This window comes from Parabacteroides sp. KHUB-03, from assembly GCF_056640975.1.
Genome location: NZ_CM153257.1, coordinates 139,322 through 151,599 on the forward strand (window position 1 = coordinate 139,322; position 12,278 = coordinate 151,599).

At 43.4% G+C, this 12,278-nt stretch carries 9 protein-coding genes; 1 reads left to right on the forward strand and 8 read right to left on the reverse strand.

Annotation, left to right across the window (positions count from 1 at the left end):
* Positions 1-185: 185 nt before the first annotated feature.
* From dprA to ACYIB7_RS00570, 4 genes are read right to left on the reverse strand one after another with little or no spacing between them, the layout of a single operon-like run.
* Entirely contained in the window at positions 186-1,301 is a 1,116-nt protein-coding gene (gene dprA, locus ACYIB7_RS00555; RefSeq protein WP_103983236.1) for a DNA-processing protein DprA, read from the reverse strand.
* Between the two features lie 3 nt (positions 1,302-1,304).
* Complete coding sequence (locus ACYIB7_RS00560) at positions 1,305-1,709, reverse strand: acyl-CoA thioesterase (protein WP_480337767.1); 405 nt, start codon at positions 1,707-1,709, stop codon at positions 1,305-1,307.
* Between the two features lies 1 nt (position 1,710).
* Positions 1,711-2,970 carry a peptidase U32 family protein gene (locus ACYIB7_RS00565; RefSeq protein WP_103983238.1) on the reverse strand — a complete coding sequence of 420 codons (1,260 nt, stop codon included), beginning with the start codon at positions 2,968-2,970 and terminating at the stop codon, positions 1,711-1,713.
* Positions 2,971-3,027: 57 nt separating this feature from the next.
* The gene (locus ACYIB7_RS00570; protein WP_103983239.1) at positions 3,028-4,137 is read right to left on the reverse strand and encodes an SGNH/GDSL hydrolase family protein; all 1,110 of its coding nucleotides are present in this window, start codon (positions 4,135-4,137) and stop codon (positions 3,028-3,030) included.
* A 95-nt stretch (positions 4,138-4,232) separates the two neighbouring features.
* Here ACYIB7_RS00570 and dusB point away from each other — a divergent pair, with 95 nt between their 5' ends.
* A complete protein-coding gene (gene dusB, locus ACYIB7_RS00575) occupies positions 4,233-5,222 on the forward strand; it encodes a tRNA dihydrouridine synthase DusB (protein WP_103983240.1) in 990 nt (329 codons plus the stop codon).
* A 241-nt stretch (positions 5,223-5,463) separates the two neighbouring features.
* On the opposite strand, the gene ACYIB7_RS00580 is transcribed toward dusB, so the two are convergent.
* The 4 genes from ACYIB7_RS00580 to ACYIB7_RS00595 all read right to left on the reverse strand — a co-directional run bounded on the left by ACYIB7_RS00580 (position 5,464) and on the right by ACYIB7_RS00595 (position 12,251).
* On the reverse strand, positions 5,464-6,441 hold the full coding sequence (locus tag ACYIB7_RS00580) for a metallophosphoesterase (RefSeq protein ID WP_480337769.1): 978 nt from the start codon (positions 6,439-6,441) through the stop codon (positions 5,464-5,466).
* Between the two features lie 2 nt (positions 6,442-6,443).
* Positions 6,444-8,072 (reverse strand): MGH1-like glycoside hydrolase domain-containing protein, encoded by a 1,629-nt coding sequence (locus ACYIB7_RS00585; protein ID WP_455628652.1) that lies wholly within the window; start codon positions 8,070-8,072, stop codon positions 6,444-6,446.
* Positions 8,073-8,121: 49 nt separating this feature from the next.
* A complete protein-coding gene (locus ACYIB7_RS00590; RefSeq protein WP_103983356.1) occupies positions 8,122-9,267 on the reverse strand; it encodes an alkaline phosphatase in 1,146 nt (381 codons plus the stop codon).
* A 116-nt stretch (positions 9,268-9,383) separates the two neighbouring features.
* Complete coding sequence (locus ACYIB7_RS00595; protein WP_480338490.1) at positions 9,384-12,251, reverse strand: GH92 family glycosyl hydrolase; 2,868 nt, start codon at positions 12,249-12,251, stop codon at positions 9,384-9,386.
* Positions 12,252-12,278: the final 27 nt, after the last annotated feature.

The window sequence follows — 12,278 nt, forward strand, 5'->3', positions numbered from 1 at the left end:
TATTCGGAAAATGCTTGACAAAAAGGTTTTTGGAATGTACATTTGCAATGTGGTTTTTTCATAATAGTATTAGATTTAAGGTTAACAAAGTTGGTTAGGGGTTGTCGGGAGACAACCTTTAATTTTTTATATAGGTATAATCGCCTTACAGAGATTGCAAATAAATATCCTGTAAGGCGGATTATTTAGTTTTTAACCAGTGCATAGATATTGCCCGGCAGTGTTTTAATTATTCCATTCATTTCCATTTCAAATAAAATTCCGGATAATTGATGGACTGCTATGTCCAGATGAAGTGCCAGCTGGTTAATGTGAAGTTCTTTCTTTTCATTAAGTAATGATTGTATCTGGGTGAAATCTTCCCTTTCGGGAAAGGACAGTTCGGTTTGTATAGCGCCGGATTGTTTTTGTTGAGGTATATCCCAGCGCATGGCTGATATCAGGTCTTCGGCAGAGGTGATAAGACCTGCTTTGTTTTGTTTGACTAGCAAATGGCATCCTTTGGAATGTGTATCTGTAACTCTTCCGGGAAATGTGAAAACATCTCTGCCATACGAAAAAGCAATATCGGCAGTGATTAAAGACCCTCCTTTGTCGGCAGATTCGATAACGATAGTTGCATCCGCCAGTCCAGCGACAATCCGGTTGCGCTTTACAAAATTAGGTTTGTCTGGTTCTGTTTTGCTGGGAAAGTCGGTGAGAAGACCACCCTGTGGTAGCATCTCTACTGCCGTATTGCGATGTATAGAGGGATAAATGCGATCTAGTCCGTGCGCGAGGACAGCTACCGTTGCCAATTGATTCTTTAATGCATTTCTGTGAGCACAGATATCTATACCGTAGGCCAGTCCGCTAACAATTAGCGTATCTGGTAAAAGACTTGCCATTTTATCGATTAATCCGGCTGTTAATTCGCGTCCGTAGTCAGTTGAATGGCGTGTCCCCACGATACTGATGATATGCTTCTGGTTTAAGTTGGCATTTCCTTTAAAATAAAATAAAACCGGAGCGTCCGGGCATTGCTTCAAACGTTCCGGATATTCGTTGTCTGTCAGGAAGTAGGGGGTGATATTATTCTTTTCTATAAAGGCCAGTTCCTGTTCGGCTTTTAGGAATACCTCCGGACGTTTGATCTCTGCTGCTAACAGTGTTCCTATGCCCGGTACTTTTTCCAATGTTTGTTTTTTCTCTGAAAAGATAGCCTCGGGATCTCCGAATGTTTCTAAAAGATGACGGGCCAGGATATCTCCCACCCCGTTTATCATAGTCAGGCTTATTTGGTAAATCAGTTTGTTTGTCATGTATTACTTGTTCAATCGTTTCAGCATTTCGTCGAAATACTCTCCCCTGGTTAATTTGCCATCTTGTACAATGACAGATTCTACAATGCCCTTAGTTGCGAGGGCACCGTCTGACGCCCGGTAAATATCCTGTTCGAATACGAGTTTTACCCCTTTTTTGTATACATTCAGGCCGGAGATATAACTGTCACCGCTTTTAAGTGATGTTTTGTATTGTATCTCTACCCGCGATACGAAACCATCTATGCCTTTGTCATGCATGGCACCGAAGTTTTCTCCCAGCGATTCCAGAAATTCATGACGTGTATGTTCCATATAATGTTGGTAATTGGAATTATTTACAACCCCCTGCAGGTCACATTCGTAGTCGCGCACTTTATCTGTCAGTTTAAAAATATATTCTTTCATGTTATTTCAGTTCATTTGTAATGATATTCGGTTCCATTTTATAAAGTCGGTCGGAAGGACGTATTTTCTCATTGACTTTGAATGAAAAACGTTCACCTTTTACGGTTTCAGGTACCGGTTTCAGGTCGACGCGGATTTCGTTTATTGTCTGCATGACAGCCCCGGTTGTGGGTCCGGTAATCAGAATTTCGTCTCCTACATTCAATTTGCCTGATTCCATTTCAAATTCGGCAACTCCCAATCCACTGAAATATTTAATACCTTTGGCTAAGTATACTTTCTTTTTAGTGGCTCCCGAACCATATTTACTACTCCATTCACCCAAGCGTTGTCCTAAATAGTAACCGTCCCAGAAACCGCGGTTAAAGACACTTTTTAGCCGTTGATCCCACTCTTCTACCTTTTCTTCATTAAAAGTACCGTTGCAATAGGCTTGTACGGCTTCTTTGTAGCATTCGGTAACAATACGCACATACTCCGGTCCGCGGGCACGTCCTTCTATCTTAAAGACTCGTACGCCGGCATCCATCATTTTATTCATAAAATGGATCGTTTTTAAGTCTTTTGGAGACATGATGTATTGATTCTCTATATCCAGCTCAACATTGCTGTCTTTATCTTTCACTGTATAAGCACGACGACATATCTGCATACAAGCTCCCCTGTTGGCCGAAGCATTCATTTCGTGCAGGCTTAAATAGCATTTACCTGATACGGCCATGCATAAGGCTCCGTGAGCAAACATTTCGATGCGGATCAATTCTCCTTTGGGACCTTTGATCTGTTGTTCTACGATCTGTTTGTATATTTCGCTTACTTGTTTCAAGTTCAATTCACGTGCCAGTACTACCACATCTGCAAAACGGGCATAAAATTTTAATGCTTCTACGTTGGAAATGTTCAATTGAGTGGATAAATGTACTTCCTGCCCGATACTGTTGGCATAATCCATTGCAGCTACGTCTGCCGCAATTATAGCGGAAATTCCGGCAGCCTTTGCTGCATCGATAATTTCGCGCATCAAAGGGATGTCTTCTCCGTAAATAACAGTGTTTACAGTTAGGTAACTTTTGATTCCGTGTTCACGACAAATGGAGACGATACGGCGTAAATCGTCTGTTGTGAAATTGTTGGAGGAGCGGGAACGCATGTTCAGTCCCTCAATCCCGAAATAAATAGAATCGGCACCTCCCTGTATGGCCGCCATTAAAGATTCGTAAGAACCTACCGGCGCCATTATTTCAAAATTTTTCTCGTTCAATGTTCTCTCTGAATTAAATATTTACCTCACAAAGATACGCGTTATTTTTGGAATTGCCTACATGACAGGCTGTACCACTTCCCAGCCGGTAATTGTCTGGAGAAAGCCTACAAGCTCTTTAGCCATTTTTTTATGTTGTTTCATTGAAGGATGCCAACCGGAACCATAGCCAAGTGAACCGTCTTGCGGGGTCATGTCAAAACGATAGACATTGGTGTATCCTTCGGTTTTAAGTTTAGCAAGCGCTTGATCCATGGCATTTCTTACGTCTTTCAATGGTTTGCCATTCAACATAACACCGCTCAAAAGAACGATCTTTGCTTTGGGATAATAACTACGGAGATCATGGATAAAATTAACATAGGCATTTTTTAGTTTGCCGGTATCATACGTGTTATTTGATACGTCGTTTGTTCCGAGATTGATGCAAATTACATCTGGTATATATCGGGAAAAGTCCCATGTTTCAGTACTGTCCATGAATTGTGTTTGGTAATACAAATCAGGAAGACAAGTGCCGGCTGAGCCTTCTATCGAATCACCATAATTGCGATATACACCGATACCGGATTTTGCTACAACCAGATGTTGTGCGTTAAACGCCCGGGCTGTTGTTGCTCCGTAGGTATAATAAAAATTTTCATCCTTGTAATCAAAAGGACTCTCAGCTTCCGCTTCTATACCGTATCCGCAGGTAATGGAGTTTCCGATAAATTCGATTTTCTTTTCCGGCAGGGCTGGCGGTGGTAATAATTTCATCCCTTTATCCAGATAAAATCCGCGAAATTCAGGACGGAAATCTCTTCCTTCGTAGGCCAACATGATTACAGCTTTGTGTTTGCCCTTGGAAAGATGGCTGGCTATCGGAAGAATACTGTCGTTTTCCATAGATGTAACTCTAAAAGGTTTACCACCATCAAGTTCTACCGTGAAATATCCGCTGTGCGGTTTTACTCTCATAGAGAGGGAAGTGCCTTCGAAGTTTATTATGATTTGTACCCCAGGATAAGTGAATGCCGGAGATTTGGGATTTTGGAAACTGACACGACCGGTATATAGAATATTTGAGTTGTCGGCCGGAATAAAAGTGCTTTGCTGTGCATAAACTTCAGTTGTACAAAAAATACTTCCTAATAGGAGTAATAATAAAATATCAATTCTTTTCATACGTATGATTTAATATGTTAGACGTGCAAATATACCGTATTCTTGCCGGAAAAGCTGTATTTTTGCAATTGTAAAAAGAAGAGTTATATATAGATATGAAAATAGGTACTATTGATTTAGGTGAACGCCCGGTATTTCTTGCCCCGATGGAAGACGTGACGGATATATCTTTTCGGTTAATGTGTAAACGTTTCGGAGCAGATATGGTTTATACGGAATTTGTATCTAGTGATGCCTTGATCCGTAGCGTAAATAAGACGCAGCAGAAATTACAGGTTGCTGAAGATGAACGGCCGGTCGCTATTCAGATATATGGAAAAGATGTGGAGTCGATGGTTGAAGCTGCCCGTATTTGTGAAGCTGCCCGTCCGGATATTTTAGATATTAATTTTGGTTGTCCCGTTAAAAAGGTTGCAGGAAAGGGGGCCGGCGCGGGTATGTTACGCAATATACCTTTGATGTTGCAAATTACGCGTGAAGTAGTAAACGCGGTCAATATTCCGGTTACTGTCAAAACACGTTTAGGGTGGGATGCAGACAATAAGATTATAGTAGATCTTGCCGAACAATTGCAGGATTGCGGTATTGCCGCCCTTTCTATTCATGGGAGAACGAGGGCGCAAATGTATACGGGAGAGGCGGACTGGACATTGATCGGTGAAGTGAAAAATAACCCGCGTATGAATATCCCTATTATTGGGAATGGAGATGTTACTTCTGCCGAAGGGTGCAAACAATGTTTTGATACTTATGGAGTGGATGGTGTTATGATAGGCAGGGGAAGTATTGGTCGTCCATGGATATTCAGAGAGGTAAAACATTTCCTTCATACAGGAGAGTTATTGCCGGAGGAACCTTTCAGTTGGTACTTAAATATTTTAAAACAACAAGTGTTGCAAAGTGTAGAGCGTCTGGACGAACGCCGCGGTATATTGCATATACGCCGTCATCTGGCTGCTACTCCTTTATTCAAAGGAATTACTGATTTTAAACAAACTCGTGTTGCTATGTTGCGTGCCGAAACAGTGGAAGAATTATTCGGAATTATGGATATTATACCTGAGAAGTTCGGAATCATCAAATAGAATTGTTGATATATATCAAAATGAAATATAAATATAGTGATTTTACAATAAAATGATATATTTTCTATTGTTTTTTATGTAAATCATTTTATATTTGCACCGAGTTTTTTTCATAGTATTTTAGATCTAAGGTTAACAAGTCTTTGCAGGAGGGAGTCGGGATGACTGTTTCTTTGGGAAGCATAAAAAAGTCGTACTGTAATTTTGCAGTACGGCTTTTTTATAACGGGTTAGTCTGTAACTATTTCTTTTTAATGTTTAATGGTAACACTTCATTCTGATACGGGGCTACAACTTTAAAATTTCCTTTATCATCTGTCCAGCGGCAGGAAGCAATGGAAACTGCATTTCCTTTGATGCGTAGTACGGCAAAAGAGCCATTACCGTCTTTGTCCGGCCAGGCATTGTTTACCTGATAGATTGGGTAGCCGCGATAATGTTGCAGGGAAGCCGTATGGGTATGTCCTACTAAAAATGCAGCTATATTGTATTGATTCAAAATATCGAACAAATGATCACGTTCCTGTTGAGGCCACCATTTGATTGCCCATTTGTCTACACCGTAATGTTGGATGTATACGACCGGATTTTCGTTAGAAGCGTACGTTTTGAGATCGTTGGCAAGCCAGTCCAGATTACTTTCGCAATAGGCGGTATCTCCGGAGAAGCGTTGTGCCTGTACAAAATGAACATCACCAATATTCCATGAATAACTACGGCTGGATGGATGCAGGTTCAGGATTTCCTTTTTTGCCAGTTTATCATTCAGGATAGAGTCGATATAATGCAACGTGAAAGCACGTCCTTTTAGATTATCAAATACTTTATCCGATACACCCGGATCGATGTCATGGTTGCCCAAACCGGGATAGACTGTGTAATGAATGGTTTTTTCGCCATCACCCGTTTCGTAACGTTGGCGGTAAAGAGACAGGATTTCGGGACGGGCTTTGTCGAACATATCACCGGCAAGAATAACGCCGTCCAGCTTTTTTACCTTCTCTCCTGCAATACCCGGTGCTGCATTTTGGGGGAAAGTAAAATTGTTCTCGATACGATTCATAGTTACTACATGGTAGTATTGGTCTGTTTCCGGCGGAAAGTCAAAATGCAAATCTCCGGCTATCACGACTGTAACGTCTCGTTCGGGTTTTTGTTCTTGTGCATTCAAATAAGATATACATAAGGCCGATAAGACTGTCATCAATAGATATTTCATGTTCATACAGTTTGTGTTCCTTCTTTGATGTTTATAACTTTTTGTTTATCTCCCCATAGAACAGTCAGTTCGAAAGGTGTGTTACTGCTGATTTCGATTTGCGGTTCCTGGGTAGCAGAAGTACGTGGTTTCACTTTAACGTCAACCAGACCTTCGGTGCCGAACGGATAGCGTTTAATGCCGTAGCTCTCTGTTAAGTTTACATCAATGGTCATCTTTTTATCATATACATTGGAACGGATGCCGAAGATATGTTCGATCAAGACGGCAATAGGGGGTAGCCCTGTCCAGCCAATAAAGTCGGGGCGTGCCATAAATCCCGGTTCCATAGTCTCGGGTGCATAATATTCCCAGAATGTTCCGGTATTTTTATAAACGCCGAATACGTTATTATAATGATTCGTTGCGATGTCGTAAGCCATCTTACGGTAGCCTTTGTCTGCCAGTCCTGTTAGCACCATATAAGTGGCTCCGGGCCATACACCGCCTTGCCAGTAGCGTCCGTTGGCTTTGTATTTTGCATTATTGGCTGCCAATGAAGGTATACGGTGAGGGCGGTTAAAGGTTTCTTTGTTATCCAGTTCGGCAACAAATGCGTCCAGGCGTTCTTTGGGAAGCACATCGGTAAGCAGTGCCCAGTAAGCATAGATACCTTTTGTGGATGAGAGGGAGCCGTCGCGGTATTGGTCGAACAGGCATTTTTCTTTATCATCCCATAAGTTTTCGTTGATATAGGCTTTCAGCATCTTCTGTTCATCTTCAAAATCTTCAATTTCTTGCCAGCGTTCCAAGTAAAATCCCATTTCAAGTAATAAACCTGCTATGAAGTATTGCTGCAAGGTTGCATCCAGCCATATCATGTGGCCGTGGCTGTAAATCATATTATATTCCGGTTGTACGCGGGGCATGTTATCCATTCCCGTTCCCCAGCCGCTGCTCCAGTAGGTTCCGTTACGCCAGGTATGGTTCAGCTTGAGCCATTTGTAGTAGGCGCAGAGTACGGGGAATATCTTATGCAAGCGTTCGGTGTCTCCGAATTGCTTGTAATAAATCATTTCGCTCCAGGGCAGAATGTTGGGGCCTGTGCTGGTAGGGTCATAACGTTCGAAGCAATCGGCCCCGTCCGATTTGATTTCGCGGCAGATAAATCCGTCGGGATGCTGTTTTGCGTAGAAGTTATCCAATGTGCGCTGGAATGGGAAAAAACGTGTGCCGTAACGGGCAAACATCGTGATGAAGGCGGAATCCCACATAAAGATATTACCGTTGTAGGCTGTGTCAATGTAGCTGGAAACGAATCCGGATCCGGCTTCGGGGGCTTTGATGTTGCGCACTCCTATTTCCCATGCTTTCCAGTACATTTCCAATTCTTTGGCATGTCCGTCCCAGATGGGTTCTGGTAGTATTTTTTTTGCTTCTGCAAACGAGCCCGGTACAGTTGTTTCGGGAGAGGCTATGCGATATTCGTTCTCTGTAACCAGGGGTTCTTTCAGATATGTATTTTTGTAAGGAAGGCGATACTTGGGAATATCTTCTTCCGTCTTGCTTTGTGCCAGCAGGCTGCTTGCCGGAATAGCTGTTGCACTGGCGGCGAGAAGAGATTGTTTCAGGAAATTTCGTCTTGTAGTCATATTTTTCGGTATTTAGAATTTGAACAAATATAATCAAATCTGAATAATATTAGAGTCCCATCAGGGTTTTGATCTTCTTCATAACATCTGTGTTTTCGAAAATTCCTGTGAAGTTTTCGCATCCGGGGCCGAAACTATAGACAGGAACCATTACACCGCTATGTCCTCCGGTAGAGAACTTGCATACGATACGGCCTTCGTCCAGATCGCCGTCAACCAGGGTAAGGCCTCCTGTTTCGTGGTCGGCTGTTACTACTACCAGCGTTTCGCCGTCTTGTGCAGCCCATTGCATTACGCGGCCTACGGTGCGGTCGAAGTCGTGTGTCTCCTGCATCAGCAGATCCAGATCGTTGAAGTGTCCATAGTCATCCAGTTGAGAGCCTTCTATCATAAGAAAGAAGCCCTGAGGGTTCTGATTCAATAATTCGATCGCCTTCATGGATGCACGTGCCAGCAAATCGCCGCGTTCGGCAGGAAGCGGAGTATCTACTGTGTCGGTTACGCAGAATACTTTGCCTTTTTGAATGCCTGCCAGTTCTTCCCAACTGCGTGGGGTTTGATATCCTTTGTCGCGTAATTCTTTGAAAAGGTCGCGACCGTCTTCACGATTTTCAAATAGTTTTGATCCGCCACCAAATACATAATCTACGTCGCAGTTTACATAATCTGTAACGATGGCAGCTTCGGCGTCACGATCGGTGTTATGACAACAGAAGTCGGCCGGGGTTGCATCCCACAAGCGGCAGGTAACGGCCACGCCGCTGGATAGTCCTTTTTTGTTTGCTAATTTGCATAGTGATTCCAGCGGACGTCCTTCGGGGTCTACACCTACCATATGATAGTTTGTCTTATGTCCTGTGGCCAGAGCTGTTCCACCGGCTCCCGAATCGGTTATTAGTTTATTGGCACAATAGGTCTTAGACAAGCCTACGGTCTGACAGTTGTCCAGCCATAGATGACCGCGGTTGGCTGTCCATGCCGAGTATACGTGCATCAAACTCATTCCATCGCCAATCATCAGGATGACGTTCTTTATCTTTTTGCCCTGGGGCGGAGTTATTTTTTCAACAGCATAGGGTGTTTTCAACACGTAAGTCTGTTCTTTGTCGCGGCGGCTTTGTGCCCTACAGTTCGGGATGATGACCGCAAAGGCAACGATAGATGCGATTATCGCAATGAATACATTTCTTTTCATACTTGAATTATTTATGTCGTTTGTGTCTTTTATTTCAAATTTAACCGACAAAATGCTCATGCACGTGTGCGGGGAGGTTTTGTTGGCCGGCAATCCTTTTTTCCTCTTTTCCGGCTTTATCTGACATACAGATTACTGGCCGGGATTGCTTCCAGTTTCATCGCTCCGGGTGTTTTCCATCCCCAGCTCAGGTGTTCGCCTTCATAATCTTCAAAATAAAGAAGGGTGAAGGGGTGATAACCTTTTGCCAACGGAATACGGCCTGTGGCCTGAATGGCTGCATGCGAAGTGTCATTGTTTACTACTTCTTCTTTGTCGATCAGGAGCACACTGCCATCGTCCGAACGAGTGGCAAATTCATAGATCCCGTCTTCGGGTATATATAAATAGCCTTCGAAAATATATCCGAAATGGTCTTCTTGTTTTGCATTTCTGATGGATGGCTCGGGCATCGTGCTTGCTTCTACCACTTTGGAACGTAACAGGTCGGCAACCAGTTGATATTCTCCCTCATAATATTTGTAAGAAACGCCATGTTGTGAAGGATTTACCGGAGAAGCCGGGCGAAGAACCGACTTTGTGGCGGTGATAGTGTAAGTTCGGCTGGGTTCGAACCCTTCTTTATAGGCTTTTGCCTTGATGGTCGTAGACTCTTTTAATTGTATGGGTGCGGAGTAAATGGGTGACTGCTCGGTTGGTTCCGTACCATCCAATGTAAAATGAATAACCGCATCTGTTGTGGCGGACTTTAATTGGGCTTTAATTTCCCCTTCAAACAAATCCAGATCTTCCGAGATATAAGGAATGGAAACGGTTGGCTTAGTAGTGAACGAGTAGGGGGCATCTTCCGGCTGTGTTCCCCAATGTTTGTCGGGAGTAGCCGTTAATGTGAAATCTAACAGGCCGCCCTGCATTAATTGATCGTAGGTAATAAAGCATGTTTTTATCTCTTCACCGTTCAGCATTACCTTTGTGATGTATTTATTGCGCTTCGGCTCGTTGGCGGTAACCACCAGGGTTTTGCCATTGCCCAGCTTTATGGTTGCTTTCTCAAATAATGGAGAAGTCAGCACATACTGGTTAGATCCCGGACATACGGAATAAAATCCGAGGCTGCTCAGAATATACCAGGCCGACATCTGGCCACAGTCTTCGTTCCCAATAATACCTTCAGGAGTGGGTTGATACATTTCGTTCAGTAAACGGCGTGTCCATTCCTGTGTTTTCCAAGATTCGCCTACATAACAGTACAGGTAAGCCATGTGATGACTAGGCTCGTTGCCGTGTGCATATTGTCCGATCAATCCGGTAACGTCTGATAATTCTCCTTCAACTTCTGATGAAACGGTAAACAGACTATCCAGATTTGCAATAAAGTTTTCGCGTCCGCCAAATAACTGCACTATTCCGTTTACATCGTGAGGGGCGAAGAAACGGTATTGCCATGCGGTGGCTTCGGTGTACGAGCGTCCGATAGCAAAGGGATTGAAGGGTGCTTCCCAGTTTCCGTCGGCACGTTTGCCGCGGAAGAACTTAGTGCTTCCGTCAAATACATTGATGAAGTTTTGCGAACGGTTGATAAACGTGTTGTAATCGTCTGTCTTTCCTAAATCTTTTGCCATTTGGGCAATGCACCAATCGTCATAAGCAAATTCTAAAAGGCAAGAAACAGATTCTTTTTTGATATTGGAAGGGATAAAGCCGTTGGTAATATAATAACCGGCTCCTTTTTTATTCTTTTCGGCGGAAACTTTCATTGCCTCGAAAGCTTTCTCCACATCATAACCCCGTATGCCTTTCATGTAGGCATCTGCAATGATAGAGACAGAATGGTAACCTATCATCGTCCCTGTTTCTCCGGCGGAAAGAGGCCAGAGCGGGAGTTCTCCGCTAGCGTCATACATGTTAAGAAGCGAAACCACCATGTCGTTCACTAAAGCGGTGTCGAGCAGGGTCATCATCGGATGCCATGCACGGAAAGTGTCCCAGGTAGAAAATGTCGAGAACTCGTGGTGCCCGGCAGGAATTTTGCCTATTGTCATATCATGGCGTCTGTACTCTCCATTTACATCGTTCACAATGTTAGGTATTATTTTGCTATGATAAAGGGCAGTGTAGAAATTTGTTTTTTGGGCGTCGGTGCCACCTTCGATTGTGATGGCATCCAGTTCTTTTTCCCATTCGGCTTGGGTTGATTGGCAGATGGCGTTGAAGTCAAATCCTTTGTTTCCTGTTTCGGTTTCCAGATTGGCACGTGCATTATCGGCATTTACTATGGAGACGCCTACTTTGCAAACTAAGGGTGCATTGTCTGACAGGTCGAATGTAAGTGTCATTATTTTTCCGCCTTCACTTATCTCTTCGGCTTTCAGAGGATGAGAGAAAGAAGCAACGAAATAGACATATTGTTTGTCTACCCAGCCGCCGGTGCAACGCATGCCGGTAATTTCATTATCTCCGGTTTTTGTCAGATCATATTCGTATAAACGTTCATTATCCAGCATGTGGGTTAGGTCTATTACTAGTTTGGCATTAGAAGGATCTTTTTTGTATGTATAGCGGTGGATGCCGACGTGCGGGGTGGCTGTTAATTCGGCAGTAACACCTGCTGCAGGTAATTCTACGCGATAGTAGCCGGGCGTGGCTTCCTCGTTTTTGTGTGAAAATGGTATTGGTGTGTTTACAGAGGGGCGGAAAAGGATATCACCTAAGTCGATACAGCCTGTTCCACTCAAATGGGTATGTGAAAAACCGATAAGAGTTGAGTCGCTGTAGTGATAACCTGAACAGGCATCCCAGTTGCCGACACGCGTGTCTGGACTTAATTGTACTCCTCCGAACGGGGCGGTTGCTCCGGGATAAGTATGTCCATGGAAACCGGTTCCGATAAAAGGATCGACATAATCAATTGGATTTTTTGGCGCTTGGCTGCATGCCGTAAATATGGCAATGGCAGTAAGTAGAAATGTTTGTTTTAGTTTCATATCCATAATATGAAATACTTTTTTCAT

Excerpts from the sequence above, each read along its gene's own strand:
- dprA (WP_103983236.1), bottom strand. The coding sequence starts at position 1,301 with ATGACAAACAAACTGATTTACCAAATAAGCCTGACTATGATAAACGGG.
- ACYIB7_RS00560 (WP_480337767.1), bottom strand. The coding sequence starts at position 1,709 with ATGAAAGAATATATTTTTAAACTGACAGATAAAGTGCGCGACTACGAA.
- ACYIB7_RS00570 (WP_103983239.1), bottom strand. The coding sequence starts at position 4,137 with ATGAAAAGAATTGATATTTTATTATTACTCCTATTAGGAAGTATTTTT.
- dusB (WP_103983240.1), top strand. The coding sequence starts at position 4,233 with ATGAAAATAGGTACTATTGATTTAGGTGAACGCCCGGTATTTCTTGCC.
- ACYIB7_RS00580 (WP_480337769.1), bottom strand. The coding sequence starts at position 6,441 with ATGAAATATCTATTGATGACAGTCTTATCGGCCTTATGTATATCTTAT.
- ACYIB7_RS00585 (WP_455628652.1), bottom strand. The coding sequence starts at position 8,072 with ATGACTACAAGACGAAATTTCCTGAAACAATCTCTTCTCGCCGCCAGT.
- ACYIB7_RS00590 (WP_103983356.1), bottom strand. The coding sequence starts at position 9,267 with ATGAAAAGAAATGTATTCATTGCGATAATCGCATCTATCGTTGCCTTT.
- ACYIB7_RS00595 (WP_480338490.1), bottom strand. The coding sequence starts at position 12,251 with ATGAAACTAAAACAAACATTTCTACTTACTGCCATTGCCATATTTACG.